The organism is Actinosynnema sp. CS-041913 (assembly GCF_050942485.1).
Taxonomy (GTDB): Bacteria; Actinomycetota; Actinomycetes; order Mycobacteriales; family Pseudonocardiaceae; genus Actinosynnema.
Genome location: NZ_CP192037.1, coordinates 5,727,040 through 5,751,709 on the forward strand (window position 1 = coordinate 5,727,040; position 24,670 = coordinate 5,751,709).

At 69.4% G+C, this 24,670-nt stretch carries 1 protein-coding gene (cut by a window edge); it reads right to left on the reverse strand.

Annotated features, from left to right (window positions below; all coding sequences use genetic code 11):
* A protein-coding gene (locus ACQPZF_RS25920) for a peptidoglycan-binding protein (RefSeq protein WP_433274694.1) crosses the window boundary here: on the reverse strand, positions 1-24,670 show its 3' portion. It continues 7,325 nt past the right edge of the window; the window shows 24,670 of its 31,995 coding nt (coding positions 7,326-31,995); its start codon lies off the right edge, out of view — the gene reads right to left on this strand; the stop codon is at positions 1-3.

Sequence of the window (24,670 nt, forward strand, 5' to 3'; positions counted from 1 at the left end):
TCACCTCGTTCCGTCGAGCCGCCGGGCGAACAGCCGCTGGAGGATCCGGTCGGCTGGATCGTCGATGAACGGGTCGTCGTCGTCGAGCTCCGCCTCCATCACCGCGTCGACGTTCGAGAGCAGCACCTGGGCCAGTCGCCGGGCGGGATCGCCGGCGTTAGCTTCTTGCCGGTGCTTGTACAGCAGGTAGGCCACGGCACTGAGCACTCGCCGGAACGCGGGAAGGAGCTCTCGCAGTTCGTCGGCGGACACGGAGAAGGCGCGCAGACCTTCGGCACTCGGGTCGTTCGCATATGGGCCCTCCGCACCCCAGCGGTCCACCAGACCCGTGCGGTCCTCCACAGACAAGTCGTCCACGTCCATGTCGTCCAGGGACACCTCAGGTGGCTGGACGAAAGGCAGGGCACGCAGCCGCCATGTGCGAGCGGACTGCGGGGTGTCGACCAGGAGGCTCTCGAGCTCCTCCACAGCCCACTTCACGACCCGGTGCCACGGGAGGTCCAGCTCCCGCGCGACTGCCCAGCCGTGGACGGAGAGCATCCGCGCCAGCGCCTCGCCACCGGCCGCTTCGCCGGCCTTCCGGCCGAACTCCTTCGCCTCGGCCGCGAACCGGAACTCGACCGCGGCCTGCTGGTCCGCCGGTCGCCACCACACCCGCTCGATCGTCCTGTGGGGCCTCGGGGCACCGCCCTCGGTGGGCGCGGCCTCCGCGACGGGCTCGACACCCGCCCGCGTCGCCTCTGCTCGTGCCCGCACCAGGCCGGCTTGTGCCTCCGCGGCCTCTTCGTACGTCTGCACGGTGTCCACGTATGCGCTGCTTCCGGCCCTTTGACGGGTGTACGCCGCGCCCGCACGCGTAGACGCGGCGTCGTCGAACACCTGGGCAGCCTTCATGCGTGCCCGCACAGCCTCGGTACGCACCTGCCGGGTTTCGACGCTCGCCTGCTCGACCGCGGCCTCGGCAGCCTCCAAGAAATCCCGCGCGAACTCCTGCGTCTGCGCATCCTCGCTACGCGCCCAGTCGCTGGCGATCGTCTCAGCCAGCACGGTCCGCAGGGCATGCTCATGAGCCTGCGCGGCATCAACACGGGCCTGTGCAGTATCGGCGCTCGCCCGCGCAATCGTCGCCTCATCGGCTTCCGCGTCCCGGGCAGCGTCCTCGCGCGCCTGCGCGACATCAACGCGCGCCCGTGCAGTCTCGGTGTGGGCCCGCGCGATGTCGGACGCACCAGACTCCTCGGCCCGCAAGGCATCTTCCCGGGCCTCGGCGGTCTCAACACGCGCCACCATTTCGTCGACACGGGCAGCCGCGGCTGCGGCACGGGCCTCCCTCGCCGCTGCGAACACCCGATTCGCCTCGATCATCGCCCGATTCCGCTTGGTGTCGCCCTCCAATGAGTAGGATTCCGCCCGCGCGATCTGGTCCCTAGGTGCCGCGACCTTCCGCAGAGCGTCCACGATAGCTTGCGCGGCATCAGCATACGCCGACACAGTCGAAAAACGCGCCCACGCAATCGTCACCCCGTCGACGCCCGCGGTCCGCAGGGCATCCTCATGAGCCTGCGCGGCATGAAAATGCGCCCGTGCGGCCTCAGCACGCTTCACCACGATGTACGTGCGCGCTGCCGCGATCTTGTCCGCATCGGCCATCTCGGTCCGCAGGGCATCCTCATAGGCCTGTGCGGCATCTACCCGTGCCCGCGCAGTATCAAGAGCCGCCTGGCTGATCGTCACCTTTTCGGCGCCCGCGGTCCGCACGGCATTCTCATGAGCCTGCGCGGCATTAACACGCGCCTGTGCGGCCTCGACACGCGCCTGGACAGCGGCTGTGCGGGCGCGTGTCGCCTCGACACGCGCGCGCTCGACAGCGTCCGCATCCGCCGACGAGAGCTGCTCCAGCTTCACCTTGAACTGGGCATGATCGGCCTCGGCCTCTTTGCCCGCGGCGCGCGCCAACATCATCTCCGCATGGCCGCGCATGGCCACCTCCGCGCCCCCGCCCGCGAACGCCGCGGCATCGACTCGGGTTTTCGCGGCTGACGCCCGCGCCCAGGCAGCGTCCGCCCGAGCCTGCGCAGCTTCCACCTGCAGTTTCACGATCGCCGGCACATCGGATCCATCGGCCTCCGCGCGTCGGAGACGAGCCTCGGCCGACACCTCATGAGCCTGCGCGGCCTCCGCTCGGGCCTGCTCGATCACCTCCGCGCTCTCGCTCGCGGCCTCCGCAACCAGCACCCTGGCCTCGGTAACCGCGTGCCGAGCCAAGGCGATCTTCAGCTCCACCGTCGCGAGCGCGCGCAGATCAGGCGCGGATCCCTGGCTGCGCTCCAGGAGGACGGCTTTGGTTTCGGCGGCCTGCACGCGATATTCCGCGGCCACCACCCGGTATTCCGCAACGGCCAGGGGGGAATTCTCCGCCTCCGCGAGGGCCACGCGCGCCCTGGCGGCCCGCACCCGTTGGTTCGCGGCATCCACATCGGCCTTCGCCGCCTCGATGCGGCGCTGCTTGGTCTGCTCCGGGTCAGCCTCCTTGCGTGCGGCCTTCGCATGTTCGACGGCCGCGAGGGCTTCCTCGGATTGCGCGGCCAACTGCGCGGCCTCGAACTTGGCCTCCGCGACGACTCGGGCATCGCCCCGGTTCGCTTCCTGCTCCCGCGCCCGATCCCGGGCCTGCCGCGCCGCTTGCCGCACGTCGTTGTGCCGCAATTTCGCGAGTTTCACCGATTCGATTTCCGCCGCGCGGCGTCCCGCCGCATTCCCCACCGCTATCGTCAACTGCCGGAAGAATTCCTCCCGATACTCGGCGCCGCGGTTCGGCTCGCCGGCGGCGCGCGGGCGAGGACCGATGATCGACTCGGCCCAGGGGTACCACGTCGTGATGAAGGCGGGGTCGGGTCCAGCGGGGTCGAGCACAGGCGCATCCTGGGGCGGCAGGTAGTCCGGTGGTGGCACGGGCTCGTGGTAGCCGGGAACCGGGTCCAGGGAAGACTGCTCGTCCGACCGCGAGATCCAGGTCAGCAGGTGGTCGAAGCCCACCATCACCTTGGTACCGGAACGCAGGTCGGCGACCAGCTTGTTCACGGAGTCTTCGGGCGCGGTCCGGATCCGGTACGCGATGTGGTGCAGCATGTCCGAGTACAGCTCCTTGGCGTCGTCCTCCTCCATCCCGCTCATGAAGTGCCATGTCGAATCGGGGACGCCGCGCTGGCGAAGTCCCTCCGGCAAGAGCGGACCGAGCCGCGTTCGTGCCTGGTCCAGCAGGAAACTGACGCGGTCTGGCCCTAGCCCTAGCTGCCCGAGTTGATCGCGGCTGGAGCCGAGCTCGGGCGCCCAGAACGACCGGAAGTCGGCGATCTTCCTGAGGAGCCGGTGTGGATCGACGTTGTCCAGCCGTTCCCGCACAACGTCCCACGGCACGGAGAACCCCTCGTCAAGCGTAACCCGCACGGGTCCGTCCACCGTCCACGTCCGCACCCACTCGGCGTGGTTGCGGATGATCTTCGCCGCTTCGTAGGCGCGCGAGAGCTGACGTTCGGTGGGATTCAGGTGGCCACCGACGAACAGCAGCGACGCAAGATACCGCGTGACGATGGCGTGCAGCTCACTCTGTCGGTCGCGGTCGGGTCCGATGCCCGGCAGCACTCGCGGGAGTGGGCCCACCATGGCCGTGGCGAAGCGAAGGGCCTTGTCTCGCGCCTGCGGTGGCTGCGCGTCGAGTCCGGGCTGCTGGCGGGCGGTAATTTCCGGCCACCTCTCCACGAACATGTCGGACAGAGCGGCCAGTTCGTCGTGTCCGAGCAGTTCGGTGAACCGCGCCCGCAGGTTCCGGGCGTGCACTGCCGTACCGCCGTCCTCGGCGCCGGAATTTCGTTGAGCCAACCTCGTTGACACGGCCGCGACCGCGAGCTGCCACAGTCGGTCCTGTTCCTCGGTCGAGGGGCCCAGGCCCGTGCGGCCGGCCGGCCGTTGCCCGAGCAACCTCTCGGCGTCCTGCGACAGCCGCGCGGCCCGGCCTGGGTCCCCCCAGTACACCGTCAGGTCCTTGTGTGAGACTACCCGCTCGTACAGGAGCGATTCGAAAGTGGCTGTCACGAGTGAGAGCGAACCGGCGTACGCCTGCGGGATCACCTGCGAGAACGGCAAGTCGAACGACACCCGGGTGACACCGTCGCCGTTGAACCAGTTCTCGAGGCGCTCCAGCAAGCTGCCCCATTCCTGCCAGTTCCTTTCCCCATCAGCGCCGAAGACGTACCGGGAGACTCCGACAACCAGCCGTTCGTACACCGTTACCCGATGCGCACCGACCGCCCCGTGCCCCGGCTCACGCAGCCGCCCGATCAGGGCCCGAGCGGCTGCTCGCATGTCGCGCGTGCTTTCCATCGCACTGAGACGCTGTTGTCGTGCGACGTAGGCCATCCTATCCAGGATCATCGACCCGTCGTCGTAGTCGAGCATTTTCTGGAACTCGAGCACTAGGGCGCGCGCATAGAGCTGTACCTCAAATTCGGGTCGGTTGGGCGTCGCCCCAATGGCCGCCACGGCGGCGACCATGCGCCGCCACAGCCGCTGCTGTTCCTCGGCGTCCAGGCCCGTTCCCCACTGCGGCGCCGGGCGCTGCCCGAGCATCATTTCGGCCTGCCGGCGCATCTCCGCGGCTCGGGCGTCGTTCGTGCCCGCCAACAGCATCTCGCCTTCACGCATGGTGGGGTACCTGGCAAGCTCGAACAGGGCGGCCTGATAGGCCGGGCCACCGAAGCCCCTCTGGTCCGAGCCGTTGTCCCAGCTCCGGAAGTCGAGCTGAGCCCTGCGCCACATGGCCTCAACATCGTGGTAGGGGATCGTGAGACGCTCCACGCCGTCGGCGTTCACTTCCGCCTCCAGCCACTCGAGCGTCGGCCGTGACTCGTCCAGGACGTCCGTCCAGGTGCTGCGACCGGCCACCTCCAGACTGCGCGCCAGTACTGCGGCCACCCGGTCGTACATCAGCGCGCGCCGCGGCACGAACCGGCCATCGGGCTCGCGCAGCGGGCCGAGCAGGGCCAAACTCACGGCGCGGTAGTCCGGCCGACCATCCGGGCGTGGGGTGACGAACTCAGGCGTCTCCCCATCAACCGACGCCGCCCACGCGAACAATGCGGATTCGCGCCGGGCCTCCCTGACGCGCTTCCAGAACGTCTCGTCGTTCACGACGAAGGAGAAGTCCACGGCGCTGTCGAACGGCACATCGTCGACAGCCGGCGTGCGCAACCGTGCGAATTCGTTGCGCATGTCGCGTGCCATCTGCCGGTAGTCGTCGATGCCCTGCGCGGGCATTCCCTGCACCCTTCGGTAGCCCACCGCCGCGGCCATCTCGTCGACCAGCGCGCTCTCCGGCAGTGTGAGGCCCCGGTGACGAATCCTCAGCCGCCGGTTGCCCGAATCGCGGCACTGGGCCAGCAGCTGCAGGGCATGGTGATCCGACAGCGCAATCCGCGGGATTTGCTCAGCCGGTGCGGTGAGGTGCCGACGCCATCGCGGATCGGACCGGAACGCGGTGATTTCCGCATCCGTCAGGTTCCGCGTCCGGGCGAGGACGTAGACGGCCTGCAGCTGCTCCCGCATCGCCCTGGTGGTCCGCCACCCGCCGAGCATCGCGTGCAGCTCGGCACCGGGCTTGTTGCGATACGCCCGGATCATCTCGTGCGCGAGCATATTCGTGAGCTGCCTGTACAGCTCGCTCAGCCGGCGCCCCGCAGGGACCTCCCGCGGCGTGGGCTCGGGACCGAGCATGGCTCGCGCGACCCGGAGCGCGTAGTGCTCGAACAGTGTTCGGCCGGGTGCGGGGCGCGCGACTTCCTCCACGGTCGTCGCTGCCGCCGCGGCGCGAACACGCCACCTCCCCGCCAGCGTCCCAATGGCGCTGAGCAGGCTGTCGGGCAGCATCTGGACGCTCGGGCCCTCGGTCACCCCGACAGCGGTCACCCCCTGCTTGTGGTGCGTCTCCCCCGCCTCACCCAGCCGCACGACCGACGCATCACCGAGCAGCCTCACCCCACCGGTCTGGAACACCTCAGTCGTACCCCGCGCAGCCACCTGCCCGGCAACCCGACCACGCAGCAGATCCCCCAACTCCGAGTCAACCGCCCCCAATCCACAACTCAGCCACACCAACCACGACTGCCGATCCCACGACGCCCCCGGACCGGCGCTCACACCCGACAACAACCGAACCATCTGCTCGGGATCGAGCTCCAGCTCCACCCCCGCCTCGTTCGCCACCCGGAACCTGCCACCGGAATGGTGCGCCGCCACGACGAACGGACGCACACCCTCCGGCACGCCGAACAACTCACGTGCCGACCCACCCGCACCCGACCTGAACGCCTTATTCAGAATCCCGGCCTCGTCGTCATCACGCGGGAAACCAACACCGATCAGCGCGCCATCCTCATCACGCAACTCGACGAACCGCACAGGCGGGTCGGCAACGGGTGCGGCGGCCTCCGGGCCGGACTGTTCGGACGGGCCCGCGGGCGGCACGGCAGCCGGCCCCGTCACCACGCTCCGGGCGCCGTGACCCGGCTGATCACCGGCACTCGCGACGTCCTGGTGAGCGGTTCGGAGCGCGACTGCCAGATCAGATTGCCCGGTCGCGACAGACCCGTGCCGCGAGTGCACGACCCAACCGCGGGGGTCAGGCGCAACCTCGTGGCCGGTCCGTCGGATCGCCCACAAGCGGCCCTGTCCGCCAAACGCCGGCTGGGAGGCGGTCAGGACCGGGTGGTCCTGCCTCTTCGCCCACGACTCGAACCACGGAGTGGTCTCGGCGCCCGGCGCCGACAGCACCACCGCGTTGTTCCGCCCGACGCCACGCTCGCCCAGGATTCCGACGAACCGCTCGCCGGTCACCTCCCCACCGTCCCAGAGCGCGATCCGACCGTTGGGCAACACCTTGGCCACCACCAGGTCGGCGCCCGGGTACTCCTCCATCTTCCGCGCCAGTCGAACGGCCTGTGCCACCGAGTGCGACTGGTCCGGGAAGAACAGCCCACCACGCGGCAGCCCCAGGGTTCGGGACCGGAGAAGCGGATCGTTGTCACCGGTGTGCTGCCAAGGTTCGGTCGTCGCGAGCAACCGCACGGCCTGCTCCTCCACGGCCACGCTCAGGTCGAGCAGGTCCAGGAACGCCAGCAGCTCGGGCAGCCGCGGGGTGCTCCTGCCCACCAGCGCCGGCTCGGCGACCAGCTCGTCGAGCCTCTGCTGGACCGACGTGTCCGTCGCCGCCATCGCCATCGCCGCACTGATCTCGCTGTACGCCTGCCACCGGGCGGCGTCCAGACCACCCGCCCAGAACCGGAAGACGACTCCGTCCTCGCGCCCGAAGCCGACCGCGTCGGACTCGTCCCGGTTCAACCGGTGGACGTCGTCGGCCGTCCGAACGCTGTCCGGACTCGGTGGGACCGGTATCGGGCCGGCCTCGGTCAGCACCCGATGACCCGCTCCCGCCGGCCCGCTGCCGAGCCGGTACAGCAGGGACTCGAACACCTTGGCCAACCGCGCCAGCTGCACGGACTCCGCCGGAACGAGCATCGGCCGAAGCCCGAGCGTGAGCTGCCCGCCGGTGACCGCGCCGTCGCCGCCCGCCTTACTGGCGAGCTCCAGGCGGGTGGCGAACCGCTGCCAGATGGGTTCGCCGGGATCCAGGACCGGCGACACGAGTGCCACCGTCGTGGAGCCCGGTTCCCGGACCAGCCGCCACTCGTCCCGCTCGAAATCCTCGACTGATTCCTCGCGGTCGGTCGACGCCTCGCGGCCCGCATCGAGTCGTGGGTCGTCGGACTCGGCAGCGCTGACGAGGCCGGCTTCGCGCAAGTCGTGCGCAAGGGCCCGCACCCGGCCGTCGAACCCCTCCGCCGGAAGCCGGAACCGCACTTCGAAACGAGCCTGCACGGCAGTGCGGGAACCCATGCCGCCGGGCACGCCCCCGGCATGGTGAACGAGGACAGGCTGCCCTTGCTGAGCGCGGCGGCCGGCCTCGGTGTAGTGCCACGACGCCCACATCCGGCGTACCCGGCCCAGCAAGTCACGGGCGTCGCCTTCCATCGCGCGCAAGCGGTCTACGGCCGCGCTGTCCAACGGCACATCGGCCGCGGAGGCGACCTGCCCGCGCAGTTCCGGCAACATGTCCGGCGGCAGCGTGTCCAGGTACTGCTTCGTACGTGCGAGGGCGCGCATGACGTCGCCAATCAGACGACGGCGTGCGTGGGCCTCCGCGATCGCCTCGGCCAGATCGGTCTTCCCGGTCGAGAAGGATGCCGTGCCCGTGCGCTCGGTCCAGCCGTGCTGGTTCATCTCGACCCGCTGCCGGCCGTCGTCGACGAACTGCCGCGCCGCCAGCACCCGTCCGTGCGCGTCGATCACCACGTCAGGCGCTGTCAACACGGGCCGCCCCGGCAGGCCCGCCAGCAGAGCGTGGAACCAGGGCGTCCTGTCCGCGCCCGATATCGCCAACGCCATGGTGCCGGTCAGATGGAGATGACGGCCCGTGAGGGCGTCGATGAACCTGTCGCCGTCTACGGTGCGACCGTCCCAGAGCGCGATCTGATCGGTTCCGGGCTCCAGGTCCGCGATGATGATCTTGACACCCTCGTACCCGTGCACGCGCCGAGCGGTCCGCACCGCGTCGGCCACCGACTGCCCGGGGCGCGGGAAGAGCAGGCCGCCGTTCGGCAGTCCCACCGCCTGGGCACGGAAACGCTGATCGTTGTCGCCGGTGTCCCTCCAGGGTTCGGTGGCCGCGAACAGGTACACCGCCTGCTCCTGCGCCGCGAGGCTCAACGGCAGCAACTCCAGGAAGTTCAGCAGGGCGGGCAGCCCGTCGTCACCGCCCTGCGCCAGCAGCATCGGCCGATCGGCCATCAGGGCGTCCAGACGCCCGTAGATCGACGGATCCCGCGCCGCCACCAGCATCGCCGCGCTGATCTCCGCCTGCGTCTGCCGCACGCCCGAATCCAGGCTGGCCGCCCAGAACCGGAACTCGACCCGGGCGCCTTCGCCTTCCGTGACGTGCTGGAAGTTCACCGCGTCGTGCTTCCCGGCGCTCAGCTTGAGCACGTCCTCCAGGGACGACACCGTGGCCGGATCCAGCGGCAGCGGATTCGGCCCCACCAGCTTGACATTGCGCAGACCGCCACCCGGGTAGTTGCCCAAGCGGTACAGCACCGCTTCGAACGCCTTCGTCAACTGGGCCAGCCGTACGTATTCGACCGGTGTCAACGGGGTTTCCAGACTCACGTTGACGTGGCCGCCCATACCGTCGGCATGCCCGTCGGCACTCTTGACAGAGGTCAACACCTCGTCGTAACGATCCCAGGTATCGGCGTCGCGGCCGGGCCGCAGCTTCGGCGAGATGAGCTCGAGCGCATTCTGGTCGGAGGCTTCCCACGACAACGCCCACCTGCCGGTGGCAAGCACCTCGGCTATCTCCTCGGCGTGCCCTTCGAACGGCTCCTGGCCGGGCTCCCACCCGAGAAGATCCCGGTCGGACAGGTCGATGGCGAGCTCGGCGATCTCGTCGCTGTCCCCTTCGGGGATCAGGAACTCGTCCTCGAATCCGAGCACGGTCCCCGGGAGCGAGGTGATGCCGCCCGGCACCCCGTCCCGGTGGAACGGCGGTGTGAACGCGCGGGACTGCTCCATCGTGCGTTTGGCCTCGTGGTAGTCCCGTTCGATCCACTGGGCGCGGGCCTGGTAAGCCTCTCGCACCAGAAGTTGGACCGAGTGCGCGAACTCACGCAACTCCTCGGGGTCCCTTGCGGCGAAGTCGTCCCGCCGCACCGCATCCCGCCACGCGTCGGCTTGAGCGCGCACCTGCGGCGGGTAGTCGGGCAACGCCTGCAGGTGCCGGTGCAGCGCGGCGACGCCCACCCGCACCTCGGACACCAGCTTCGCCCTGGCATCCGGGTCCATCCGGGTCGTCGGGCCCCCGATCGGCCTGGTGTCGATCAGTCCATCGGGCCGCAGCTGGATGCTGTCGCCTTCCGCTTCGGCATCCGGGGCCAGCAGGATGCGCCGGCCCTTGATCACCCCGACCGAGGCCACCGCCTGCTGGTGAGCGGGAAGTCCCTCCTGGTCCAACCGCACCACCGATCGATCAGCCAGCAACCTCACCCCACCGGCTTCGAACACCTCCGGCCTACCCCGCGCGGCCAACTGCCCGCCAAAACGACCACCCAGCAAATCCGCCAACCCCCGGCCCACGACCGGATCAACCGCACCCACCTGACAGCTCAAATACACCAACCACGGCGCCCGACCCTCCGATACCTCCGCCCCACCCACAATTGACAACAACAACCGGGCCATCTGCCCGTAATCAAGACCAAGCTCCACCCCCGACTGATCCGCCACCCGGAATCCGACCACATTATGGTGCGCCGCGATCACCAACGACTCGGCACCCTCCGGCACACCGAACAACTCACGCACCGACCTACCAGCGCCCAAGTTGAACGCCTGCCGCATCACCTCCTCTTCAGCGGCGCCACGCGGGAAACCAACACCCACGACCACACCCTCTTCAACCAACTGAACGAACCGCACATCCTCCGGCCGCACATCGCCCCGCCCCGGTACGCCCTCCACGATCCGAAGCAACGTCTCCGCTTGCCGCGCCACCTCCGCCCGCGCCGCCTCCGCCCGCGCCGCCGCCGCCCGCGCCGCCGCCGCCCGCGCCGCCTCCGCCCGCGCCTCCGCCCGCGCCTTCGCCCGCGCCTTCGCCCGCGCCTTCTCCCGCGCCTTCTCCCGCGCCGCCGCCGCCCGCGCCGCCTCCGGCCGCGCCTCCGCCCGCGCCACCGCCCGCGCCACCGCCGCCCGCGCCGCCTCCGCCCGCGCCTCCGCCCGCGCCGCCTCCGCCCGCCAACGCTCACTGGCCTGCCGGTCTTCCTCAAACCACCGCGCCCGCTGCGCCGGACGCTCCTCCGGCGACAAACTCCCGAGCACCGTTTGCCGGTGCTCGCTCAGCTCCGGTTGCGCAGCCTCACCGCTCACGAGCGCGGAATCGCCGGTCACATCCGCGGGAATACTGATCCGCGCCTCAACCGTGTCTCCCTCGCCGGGGAGCACCTCGATGCTCACCGCGTCATGGAAGACGCTGTCGACGCTCGGCAACAGGTGGTCATCCGCCTTGTCAGCACGCACCGACTCGATCGCCTTCAGCACCACGACGGAAATCTCTCCGACGCGTTTCCATCGGTCCTTGCCGGCGCCCAGTCTCACCAATAGCCGCGGACGGTCGGACTCCTCTTCGAACACCCTCTCCGCGAAACCCTTGGCCATCCACGCCAAACGCTGCCGATGCGCCTCCGGCAAAAGCGCGCGACCAGCGACGAACGAAAGGTCCAAGCTCGACGCATTCGCGTAGTAGTCTTCGGACTCCTGCGGCGAGTCGAAATCCACCTCGACCCGGCCGAACACGGGGGCGGATCCTGGGAGGCCTGGCGGCCAAGAATCATGCTGCACCGTGAAAGGGATACTCAGCTCGCCCCGAGCATCCAACAGCGTGCTCAACTGCGCAGTCATCGCCGTAGACCGCCTGTCGGAGGTGCACACGAACAAGCGCACATCCGGCGCCTCGACACCCGGACCCCGTCTCTCGATTTCCGCCGCAATCCGGGCACCGATCTTCATCAACGACTCTTGATGTTCCGGTTTGAGCTTCGGCGGGGAACCTTCGGCGAACTTGCCCTCCCACGCCACTTCCGCCGAAGAGCCGAACGGGAAGGAGAGTCTGGACCACGGCCACCACGCGGGGTCCCGCGCGGCCTCCTGCCGGTCCAAGTGCTTCAGCTTCTTCCGCTGCGCATCATACCCCGCTTTCTCCCGCTTCAGCCGCGCCAACCCCTCGGTGCGCCGGGGCTCAGGCAGCTGCTTAACCTCCTCCCGCTCCATTTTGAGCCGATGCGCCCAATCCTCGGTGGCTCGCTTGTGCCGCGCCAATTCCTGTGTGCGCTGCCGCTCATCGGGCAACTTCTCCGCCAGTTTCTTCCAACGATGAGCGCTAGGGACCCAGTCCTGCTTCGCCACCGTATACGCGAAGCTTGCCGGAAATTGCGCCTGGAGGTGCTCCAGCACGATCGGCTCCGCAGGGTCGGGCCCCGGCCCGAGGTGGGGAGTCTGGTCCGACCCCAGAGCTCCGCCGGACGGCTCCGCACGGCCGACCTCCGACGCGTCCTCCACGTCCGGCGATTCCAAGGCGTCCGCCATCGCCACATCGCCGCGCACCGCGGCATCCGGTCCACGTTCGGGCTCACCAAGCGCCGGCTCCGGTCCACCCGGATCAGCGTCCCGATCGGAAGGCATCGCAATCGCCCCGGAGCCGGGATCACCGGCCGACAAGTCGTCCCAGAACCTGTCATCACCCCACGGAACCTCCGACAACCAGGCGAGGCCCTCCGACTCCCCTGCCTCCGGCACCCCTGCCTCGGCAAGCAACCGGTCGAACACAGCACCAGGCCGGTTGGGCAACAGCCCCACCGCAGACGAATCGGAGACCGACCCGCCGAACAACGAATCGCCACCACCCGAGCCGGGACCACCGTCCTCCGGATAGACCAGAAGATCCTCCCAAGCGGGGTCCAATTCGGCAGGCGGTTCGCCGTACCCGGCCTTCTCCGGACCGGCGGGACGGAACTGACCCGGCTCACCCGTGAACAACCCCGGCGTGTGGTTGTCCGGCCAGTCCGACCCCGACGGGAAACCCTCCTCCCACGAAGGACCACCGGGCCACCCACCCTCCGAACCCGGAACACCACCCATCTCCACATCACCCCGGCGGAACTCCTCCGCTCGCTGCTCCTCCAGCGACCTCGGCGCCGCCGCCTCTTCCTGCCGACGACGCTCCCTGTCCCGCCGGTCTTTCTCCACCCACCGCGCCAACTGCGCCGCACGCTCCTCAGGCGGCAACTTCCTGAGCCTCGCCCGCTGGTATTTGTTCATCGGCATTGGCGCAACAGGCTCACCCCCGTCCGCGGAGGGAACCACGAGCCGCGCCTCGATCGTGTCCCCGCCCATGACGGACCGCTCGATCTTCACGACGCTCTTGACATCCGGCAGCAGACCCCGCCTGCCGGCACGCGCCGACTTGAACGCCTCCCGCACCACCTCGGAAACCTCGTCGTCGCGCTTCCTTGCGATCTTGCCGCCGTCCAGTGTTACTACCAGCCGCTGGCCGTCGGCCCGCCCGTCGAACACCCGCTCCGCGAAACCCTTGACCATCCACCCCAAACGCTGCCGATGCGCCTCCGGCAAAAGCCCGAGACGAGCGGCGAAGGAAAGGTCCAAGCTCGACGCATTCGCGTAGTAGTCTTCGGACTCCCGCGGCGAGTCGAAATCCACCTCGACCCGACCGAACGCATCGGCCATTCCAGGGAAGCGCGACGACTGTCGTTTATGGTGCACCGTGATACGGATTCCCAGCCCGCCCAGGGCATTCGCCAGAATGCCCTGCTGGGCGGCAATCTTCCGACGGAAGGCATCGCTCTGCGCGGTGGACGAAACTACGAACACGCGCACATCCGGTGCCTCGACATGAGGACCCCGTTCCCCGATTTCCTTCTTGATCCGAGCGCCGAGCTCCGCCAATGCCGCTTGATCAACTTGGGACAGCTCCGGCGGGTCGACTTCGAGGAATTCGCCCTCCCACTCCACTTTACTCGGCAGGGTGAGCGGGAAGGAGTGCCGGGACCACGGCGAGTGCGTGAGCTGCTCCCCCCGGACCGACTGCCGGTTCCCTCCCGCCTCTGCCGCGATCGGCTCGTCGGCAACCCGCCCGGTGTCCCGCAACCGCTCCTGGGTTCCGGACGGCCCAGGTTCTCCCGGACGCTCTCTTCGGCTCGACCGCTCGGGCACACCGCGCCGACCCGGGCGACCGCCGGGGCCCCCCGTCATCCGGGGGTTGCCGGTTTCGGAACGGAGCTGCTTGGACAACTCGACTGCACCGGCCTCGGGTTCGAGCTTGTCGCGGTCCATAAACAACCGCCACGCCACCAGATCGAAGACCGCGTCCTCCCGCTCCCGCCCAGCACGGTCCTCCGCGGACAGATTGCCTATACGGACGGCGATCTGGTGCTGCGGCGTCACGATCTCCGTAGCCCGCCTCCACCACGCATCCGCGGCTTCAACGCTCAACTTGCCCCGGTAGAGAACCCTACGGGCCTCCGCCAACTCTTCCTCCCGGCCGGGCAAAGGACCCGGCGCGACCTGTCCAGGATCCGGCCGCATGGCCGATGGCCGGGAGAACCCGGTACCGACCACCCTGCCCGCCGAATCCGCCAACGGAATCACCGATCGGGGTGACGGACGGCCCTCCGTGTGAGGGGTGGGCTCCTCGGGCTGCGCGTCGGGATCCGCCGATGTGGGCGCCGCCGTGCCGACGGTCGTTCGTTCCGGTGCCGGGTCGTCCGCCGGGGAGACATGGCCGGGCGACATCGCGCCCTCTGGCCACGACCGACTCCGGACGTCGCCGTCGTACCCGGCCTCACTCGCCAACACCCGCAGCGCGTCCACCCGGTCCCGGAACTCCGGCGAGTCCGCGTGGTTGGTGACGAACAGCAGAGACGGGTACCCGCGCCAGTCGCCGTACGTCTCAGGGTCGAGAGCCGACAGGAAGGCCATCAGAACCGGCGCGTCGACGGTCTGGGTACCACCGTCGCGCAGCGGGATCTCGAAACCTTCGGGACCGTGCGTCACCGCGACGGTGAACTCGTCGGGCGGTCGCGTACTACGCCGGAACGCCTCGCCGAGCCTGTCGCCCTCGCCGGGCAGGGGGAACCCGACACCTACCGCGTTTCCACCCGCGTCCCGCAGCGGGACGATGTCCACCTCGGCCTGTGGTGGCGTGAACTCGGCCAACGCTCGACCGTCGGGTTCCGGATCGCGGATCTCGAACTCGGGCTGTTCGAAGCGGGCTCCCTGCTCGACCGTCGGGTGGATCGCCGTGAAGTGCTCTTGCAGCGCTTCCATGACCACGCCGACCACGGCGTCGTCGGCCGCCAGGGTCAGGGTGGGGACCGGCATGCCCTGCGCTTGCCGCCGAGCCACGACGGTGCCGGTGAGGTCGAACAGCCGGAACAGCTCCGACTTGGCCGCGTCGGGCAGCTTGCCGGTCGTCGGATCAGGGGTGATGTCCACCGGCGGCGGTCCGTCCGCGCCGAAAACACCGGCCGGGTAGGTGTACTCGCCGAGCCGCATCGCGAGACCCACGTCGGACACGACGAGGACGTCCTCGGGCAGCGCGGGTAGCACGACCGGGTTCGGCCGCCCCTGCTCCCACCGCCCCAGCGTCGCGGTCCGCACCTGCATGGCGAGCTCCGGTCGGGAGGCGATGAAGCCCAACGCGGCCGACCAGATCCGATCGGGTTCCGCGTGGCGCGCGACCACCTCCGCCACCACGGTCAGGTGCAGGTCGCCATCGCGGTTGCGCAGATCACGCACGAGGGTCTGCACGACCTTCTTGGTCAGCTCCACGGTCTCGTGGGGACCGCTCACCGGCGGCACAGCCGTCTTCGTCGCTCCTGGGAGCCAACTCTGCGCCGTGTGCATGGTGACCGCGCGCACGACCGGCTCGTGGACGTATCCCAGTCCGGGCAGGAAGGATCGCAACAGGAAGTCTGGACCAGTGCGACGCATCACCGAGTTGCGTCGCGCTCGCGCGTCCCCGGACCTGTCGAAGAACTCCTTGTTCATCGTTTCCGTCGCGGGGTCGAACAGCTCACGTTGCCGCTTGTCGTAGTTCTTGGCGATCCCCTGGAGCGCCAGGCCGGCGAGCGGGTGGTTGCGCGGCATCGCGAACGCGGCGTTGTTGAGCATCTTCGTGCTGGTGTGAAGCAACGCCCACGCCTCGGGCGAGTGCACCACGTCCGCGGCGAGGCCGACATCGTGCACCTCGTTGTCACCGTCGGTGTAGATGCCGCCGAACGCCCGCACGACCTCGAACCTGGCGATGTCGCTCGCCGCGGCCCAGCCCCGTCCGCTCTGCTTGTGCAGTTCGCTGCGGAAGAAGGGGTGCAAGCGCATCGGCGAGTTGTCGGAGAACACCTCGTCGAAGTTGAGCACCCGGACGTTGTGCTCGACCGCCCACTCCGCCATCTCGCGGATGTCCGAGTGCTCGTCACGCCCGCCGTCCGCCGGTGGTGGCGTGGCGCGGGCGGCTTCGAACACGCGGCGTGGGATGTCCGTCCACACCACGGACGTGCCGGTCCGGTCGCCGGTGGCGCGGTCGAAGTACAGATCGGCCCCGGCGCCGAACCGCTGCCTGATGTCGCGCGTCGGGCCGCGGTCGACCAGCGGGCTGCCCATCCAGATCGTGTGCAGCAGCTTCGGCATCTCCAGCCGCTCCGGCAGCGGCGGGACGTCACCGGGCGCCCAGTCGGTGCGGGTGTCCGCCGGCCGGTCGACGCCGATCACCAGATCGTCCCGGGAAGCCAGGCTCTCGGCGGTGATCACGTCCGGTGTCGGCCTGGTCAGGTCCATCAGGTCGAACAAGGCCGGGAGTTGCGCGGTGCTCACGCGGGAGATGTCCAGGCCCGCGAGGAAGTTCGGCGCCGGGGTCGGGGCGAGCAGGCCGAACAGGTCGGGCCCGATCAGGTCGTGCGGCACGACGGGATCCGCCACGGCCGCGTCCCTCAGCGCCTCCTCCAACGGGATCTCCGCCGCCGGCCGCTGGTCGTCGATCTCCACCCTCGGCGAACCAACCGGAGCAGGGCGACCGGGGGACATCTCTTCCGACTCGGCCGAGCCGCGTCGGCCGTCGCCCGGTCCGGGGGTCGTGGTCTCGGCCGGAGATTCGGCCGACAGGGCCTCATCGCCGGCTGCCGGCTCCTGCGGGTCCGTGGACCGCCCGGGTGACCCGTCGTCCGGTTCGGGAGAACCGGGAGGGGTCTGGGCATCATCCGGCGCGGACGGGCCGGCGGCGCGCGCGGACAGGTCAGCGGCCCGCTCCGCTCGTTGCACCGCCTCGCCCGCGACCACGTCCGCCGCCGCGACCAGCCCGGACCGGTGGTGGCCTTCAGCGGCCTGGTGTGTGTAAGTAGCGATCTGATCGGCGTGGTGGCGGGCCTCGCGTGCGGCGTCCCCTGCCGTGCGGGCAGCGGCCTGCGCGGCCTCGACAGCGGTGTGACGCGCCGCGGTCTGCTCTGTCCTCGCCGCGTTGCCGGCTTCCCGCGCCGCGACCTCGGCCGCGTGCTCGGCGGCTTCCGCCGCCCGGGTGACGGGCTGGGCCGCCCGTGCGGCGGCGATCTGCAGGTCGTAGTACTCCTTCGCCGCCCAGTACGCGGCCTCGGCCCTCCGACGGGTGGCCCCCGCGACTGCGAACTCACCGGTGGTCTCCGGCGTCTGCCGCAGCCGAAGCCCTTCGAGCGCCTTCTCCGCGTTCTTCCAATCCTGCCCGGCTTCGTGCAGCCGGGTCACCGCCTCGGTGAGGGGCTGGGGCAGCGGCCGTGCGGGGTCCGGTCGATGCCGGACGCCATATGCCTCGTGCACGACGAGGTCCGCGACACCCACTCCGGACGGGGCCCGCCAACTCTTGGGCCTGGCCACGAACCGGAACTCCACGTCGTGCAGGTCGACCTGGGTGATGTTGCCGCCCGCGGCCGGCGGTGTCGTGACCTTGTCCTTGGGCCGGACGCGGTTCGGCGACGCCTCCAGCGTGTCGTCGAGGCCGCCGACCGGCACATCGGTCCGGACGTTGCTCATCGCCGAGCCGAAGTTGTTGCGGCCCTCGCTGAACTGGTTCGCTCCCGCCGGGTGCGCGGCTCCACCGCCGGCCAGCAACGGATGACCGGTCACCTCCACCTCGTGCCCCGTCCGGGTGAGGGGCGTGTCCTGGTAGTAGGTGTTCGTCTTCGGTTCGATGTCCACCCCGGCGCTGGCCGACGACAGCTTCGGGTCGTGCCGGAGCCGGGCGTGCACCTCCAGGTCGTGGCCCGCCAGCGGCACCACGTACTCACCGCGCATCATCAGCCCGAGACCGGCCTTCACCGCCGGCAGCGTGAGCGCCGTCCTCAAGTCGACGACCGTTTTCGAGTCCACGTTCGCGCGGAGCGTGCTCCCGGCTCGCGCCACGGCCAGCAGCGCCTGGTCGCGGAGGTCCGCCAGGTCGCCGAAGTAGTGCTCGGCTTGGAAGGCCCCCCGCTCATAGCTGAACCCGCCGGCGGCCGGCTCGCGTGCGCCGGGGTCGGTCACCGTGACGTAGCCGGGCTGTGTGCGCCACTCGGCGAGCTCCGCGGCGGTGATGCGCCGCGGGCGTACGAGCTTCCGCGGACGGTCCTGGTCGGCTGTCGACGGCCGCGGGACCGCCTCGCCCAGCCGCCGCCTGCCGCCGGACGGTGCGGGGAACGACTCCTCCGGCAGCTTCAACAGGGTCACGTCACCGCGCCGCGTCACGTCTGTCGCGACCACTTCCCGGGCCGTCTGGTGACCGGTCTCGTCCAGCCCGAAGTCCCGCTCGACCCTCAGCTCCAGCGCGAGCTGTCCGGAGTAGGCGGCCATGGGGCCCGAGGTCTTCGCCTCTTGGCTGTGCTCGTCGAGCCGACCCACCGTCCGCTTGTCGTCCCGGACGGACAGCGACGCGTCGGCCGTCAGGCCCTGCCCGAGGTTTCCCGCACCGGGCCCGGTGCCGGTCTGCTGTCCGGCAGCCACCGGGTCGGGTTGCGCCCCGAGGCGGATACCAGGACGCACCGTCGCGGCCACCGTGGCGACCGTGAGCCCGGAGGATCGCGATGTGGTCCCCTGCGTCGCCAAGAGGTCCACCACCGACAACTTGTCCACGTGCTCGATCCCGGAGAAACGGGGAGCTTCGACGAAGCTGGGATCGACGCCCAGGTAGTAGGTCTTGCCTCGCCACCGGCCGACTTCGAGTCGAACCGGCTCGATCCGCCCGCCGTTGAGCGCCGAGTTCAGCGTGCGGTGCACGTTCGCCAGGAACTGCTGCACCTGGCGGTAGTTGTCGTGGGTGGTGTCGTGCGGAGACTTCGGCAGGAACAGGTCCGCGGCCTCTTCGCCGAGGCTTTCCGCCAGCCTGCGATGCAGGTGTGGGATGCGGTCCCGCAGATCGATCGTCGTGGTGATCGCGCCGAGCCCCAGCGAAACGCCCTTCCCGCTCACCACGGACCCGGGCACCTCCGCCACCGGCGGGGCCGTGCCGGTGTCACCGGTAGGCTCGGCACGCCCACCGCTCGCGGTGGACGGACCAGCGCCAGGCTGATCAGCGGGGGCGGGTGCAGGGGCAGGCAGGCCGCCCATCGCCGCGATCTGCTCGTCGGTCGCCCACATCAGCATGGACCGAGGCAGCTCCAAACTGACGCCGGCGCGGGTGGGCTCGCCGTCGGCCAACACCTCCCACTTGTCGAAGTTGCCCCGGTACTTCGCCTCAGCCGCCACTTCTACCCGCAGATCGACCCAGACCAAGGTCTCCTTGACCGGTTTCGCGCCCATGACCGAGGTCCGCTCGGCGGCCTCCACCACGTTGTCCGAGCCGTGCCCCGTCCGGAAGGCCAGCAGCTCGACCAGACCGGCGAAGACCCCGCGGAACCGGGTCACGATGTCCCCGCTGCCCGCCGAACCACTGATCGGGATCACCGCGTCGACCACGTTGGTGGTGTACTGGCTGCCGTTCCCGTCGGACTTCACGAGGCCCGTCGAACCGCCGTACCTCTTCTCGATCGACTGGTACTCCACCGGCGAAACCGGCGTGGGGTTCGCCGGCGTGAGCACCACGGCGGCGTCCACGTCCAGGTCACGACGGCGACGTTCCCAGGTTCGGTGGACGGGGATCGGCTCCCACCTCCGCCTGCTCCTCCGGAGCGAGTCCGGGGTGAGCCGCTCCTCGCCGGAACGCGAGTTCGTGCCCCGTGGGAACACCGCCCTCCCGTCCGCGTCCACGGCGTCCACCGGGTCCTTCGACGCCGCGAAGACCTGGGTGTCCACCGCATCGCCGATGTGGTCGGTACCGAGCACCGCGACGACCACGACGTCGTCCAGCACCCGGGGGGCCTTCCTGTGCAGCTTGTTGGGCGGCGGCACCGGGGCCGCCATGGGCACCACGTTGCGCGGAAGCACCGGCATCAACGGAGTCGGCGGGGTCGTGGTGGTCAACGCCTCCGGCACCAGGATTCGCAGCGGCACCACCACCGGCCCCAGTCGCCACTCCCCGGTTGGGGCGGGATCGGCGACGTCATCCGCACCGACCAGCGGCGGAACCGACTTCCCCCGGCGGCCCAACGTGATTCCCCGTAGCAGGGCACTGGGCCGCACGTATGAATGGACATCGATCCAGATCTCCAACGACGCGATGTAGGCCCACACCCTCCCTGCCTCGACCCCACCGTCCTGGGCGACGGTGTCACCGTGCTCCCGGGCCGTTCCTTCCTCGTTCTTGCCGACCAGCGTGTCGGAATGCGACCAGAGCTTGCTCCAGGTTCCCCTCACGAACACCAGGTTCGATGACGGGCCGGCACCGAAGGGCGTCCACACGGCGATCTGGAGACCGGCGTCGAACTTCGTCGGCTTCGTGCGGGTGGCCGAGAAATCGAGCTTCTCGACGGTTTCGCTGGTCACGGAGGACGTCTCGATAGCCGGCTCACCGAGAGGACGGACATCGACGAGCCGCGCCCACGGGTTCACAACGTTGACGTAGTCCTGGAAAGTCGACTTCTTCGTCAACGCGAACCACAGCCCGCGATCGGTGAGCATCGTGTCGATCATCTCGGAAAGATGCCCGTCCGACAGGTCCTGCCGGAGCTGCTCGCCTCGCCCGAGCAGTCGTGCCACGGATGCCTTGAGGCCGCGCGAGTACCACGCGACCTCGACATCACCGAACTCGACGACGTAGTCGCTGCGGGTCAGGTGATACCACTTGCGGCCGGGGAGCTTCCGCAGAGCACCAGCCACCAAAGCGTCGAGGCTTTTCCCACCACTGAAGTCGTCGACGGAGGCGCCACCGATCGAGGTGCCGTCCAGAACATAGGGAGGTGGATAACGTTCGAACTGCGCTGCCGGACCTCTCTCCGGCCCCATAGCCGCATCCCCGGCCCTGTTCTCCGGCATCGTGGCCGGCGAGCCGGCAGCCGCCGGCTCGCCGGCCGTGGCGGCATCGGTCCGGCCGGGTCCCAGCCCTGCCCGCTCGGCCTTGTCCGCCGGAGTCGACTGGTACGACACGATCTCGCCGTCCAGCGTGCGGACCCCGCCACCCAACTGCCGCACCTGAAGCCGGTGCACCGTCCGGTACCGGACCGTATTACCGGTCGTTTCGACGGAGGTTTTGGTCAACGCCTTGTCCGAGTGCCGCAAGATGTGCTCTTTGGAGTTTGATAGGCCGACGACAGGCCCAGCACCGACGAAGACCGCTTCGGCGTCGCCGCCTACCGCCACCACCACCATGCCATTCGCTCCCCGGCTCGTGGTGTCCGCGTTCGTCACCGTGTCCTTGACGAACCTGCCGGTCGTGTTCTTCGCTTCCACCGTCTCGATGTACTGGACGGTTTCCGCCACGGCCCGCATCTCGAACATGCTGGCCGTGTTCCACCAGCGGTTCCACCAGCGCTCGCCCTCCGGCCCCTTCACCAGCGGCTGCGACCGCACCCAGCCCGCGTCGGGGTTCGCCCCGTCGTCGAACACCGCCATCTTGTGCCAGTGGAACTCGATGTTGGCGTCGCTCAGGAACTCCTGCAGCGTCTCGCGACCCGTCGAGCCGATCTCCCTGAGGCTCGTCGGCAGTCCCGTCGCCGCCTGGTCGAAGAGACCGCGGCCTCGCTCGGTGACCGAGTACACGGTTTCCACCGCGGGCGCCGACGGCAGATCACCCTGCACCGGACGCGGCGGGTCGCCGGGATCCGGCCGGGCGAACGACACCGGCGCGCCGAGATCCACCGTGCCGGTCACCGACGGAGCCCGTCCGGAGCCCTCCGGATCCGCCGGGTCGTCGATCCGCCCGACCGGCCGTCCTTTGGGATCCAGCAACGAATAGGTCACTCGGACCGGCACCCGAACCGGGTGCAGCTCTCCCCACTCGACCTTGCTCGACGCCGTCGTCTTGCGCTGTCCCTCCGCAACGTGTGCCGAGTTCGGCGCAAATGGCAGCCCGACGCCCGCACCGAGGATCAGGGGCGGCGTCACGAGGGCCGTCGCCCGCGCGTTCAGGCTGCCGTCGCGGGACGTGCCCGTCACGTTGTCCGACCACGTCTTGTCGTCGCTGGACGACACCGCCGGATCCGGCTCGGCTTTGCGGTCGAGCGCCTCCACCTGATCCCACAACAGCTCGGCACGCAGCGTCAACTCGTAGACCTTCTTGCCGACCACGATCCGATAGGGCGGCCGGTGGTTCTCACCGACGAAGGACAGAACCTGTGCGTTCACCTCCGCCTGCACCTGCGCGAGCTTGCTGTGTCCACGCAAAGCAGGCACCAGCTCGGACAGACGCGCCCGGATGTCCGCGCCATTAACGGGCGTCAACTGCCGCGTCGGACCCGCGGCCCTGTTCTCCAGCAGGTAGTCCGGAACCTTCGCCCGCACGGTGTCCGGGTCGAGGGCGTCGGCCGGTCCTCGCACAGTGTCCGGGTCGAGGGCGTCGGCCGGTCCTCGCACGATGTCCGGGTCGAGAGCGTCGCCCGGTGCGGGCTGCTCGTCGATGGAGTCCAGCCCCGGTCGCCAGCGAGCGCCGGCCGGTCGCGGGCGGGTGCCGGCCGGTCGCAGCTCCGAGTCCCCCGACGGGGACTGCCCGGCGTGATCCGGTTCCCGCGAACCGGGCTGCTCGCTGGACTGCCCGGCGATCTCACCAGCCGCCTCGGGGCCGTTGCGGAGCAGCTCGGCCGCGACGAGGGTGATAAGGTCCGGCCGATCGTGAACGCCACGCTCGGCGACGATCGCCTTCGCGGCGTCGATCAATTCTCGATAGCGGCCCTCAGGCTGCTTCTCGAGTACCTTCTCCGCACTGGCAAGGCGTTCGGCCACCGGGCCGCCTTCAGGGTCGACTGTCTCAGAAAGCCCACGCGGGCGCGCCGAACCGCCGTCCCCGGCCGGTACTTCCTCCTGCCGATCACCATCACCGCCCTCCGTCCCCACGCCACCGTCATCCGAACGACTCGACGGGAGCAAATCAGCCGGAGGATCCACGTCCGCGGCCGGATCGAACAAGTAAGGACGGCCCAGGCGCTCCATCAAACGATCGATGAAGAGTCCCCGCTCCTCCTCCGCGGACACCAGGTCCGCCTCCTGCTCCGACGGCGCGGCCTCCACCCGCACGTGGAACTGATCCCAGGACGGCGCCACCCACGTGCGCAAGTTCACCTTCTGGTTGGCCACCCGCCAGGCGCCGCGCGCACCAGGCCACACCCGAACGGTCACCTCACGCACGAACCGCCCCGGCCGAGGTTCCATCCGACGCACCTCGAACCCGTCGACGATCGACGCCACACCAGGTTGCGACCGCAACCCCTCCCATTCGCCCGGCAACAACGGATCGAGCTTGTCCTCCGTCCGCTGCCGCCAGAAACGCCGCAACTCATCGTCAACACTGTCGTAGTCCAGCCGGAGCATGGCCCCGCGCTGCCCACCGCTGTCCCGATCCGTGGACGGCTCGCGATGACCGTCAACACTCAGGTCGTCGATCGGGTCGCCACTGAACCGCACCGCAGGCAGCACCGCACCGTCGACGTCCCCACCAACACCACCGGACTCCGCATACGCAACCTGCAACGCCTCATACGCCGAATCCACCGCAGCATCAAGAGCCGCAAGCTCCTCCGCCGAAGCCCCCCGCTCCCAAGCATCAAAACGCGCCTGCACCACCACATCAAGCGCACGAACCTCAGCAGACGCCACCCCGACATCACGCCGCGCCAACTCACGAAGCGCCTCCGTCAAACGCTCCTGCGCATCCTCCACAGCCGACGCAAGCCGAGCAGGCGACCGAACCACACCATCCCCACCCACATCCCCCGCACCGACATTCGCCTCAACCGCAGCATCGAACACATGCGCCGCCACAGCAGCATCAAGCTCAAACCAAGCAGAACCCAACCGCCCCAACAAACCACCCGAACCAGACACACCACCCGAAACGTCGATCGGGTCGCCACTGAACCGCACCGCAGGCAGCACCGCACCGTCGACGTCCCCACCAACACCACCGGACTCCGCATACGCAACCTGCAACGCCTCATACGCCGAATCCACCGCAGCATCAAGAGCCGCAAGCTCCTCCGCCGAAGCCCCCCGCTCCCAAGCATCAAAACGCGCCTGCACCACCACATCAAGCGCACGAACCTCAGCAGACGCCACCCCGACATCACGCCGCGCCAACTCACGAAGCGCCTCCGTCAAACGCTCCTGCGCATCCTCCACAGCCGACGCAAGCCGAGCAGGCGACCGAACCACACCATCCCCACCCACATCCCCCGCACCGACATTCGCCTCAACCGCAGCATCGAACACATGCGCCGCCACAGCAGCATCAAGCTCAAACCAAGCAGAATCCAACCGGTCCAACAAACCACCCGAACCAGACACACCACCCGGTTCATGCCGCGACTCAGGGTCCAGGTCGTACTCATCCGCCTGCTGCGAATCCCACTCCGCCGCCAACAACGCGCGAACTGCGTCGGCATCGCTGCCTCGCGTCGACGCCTTCGCTTGAGGC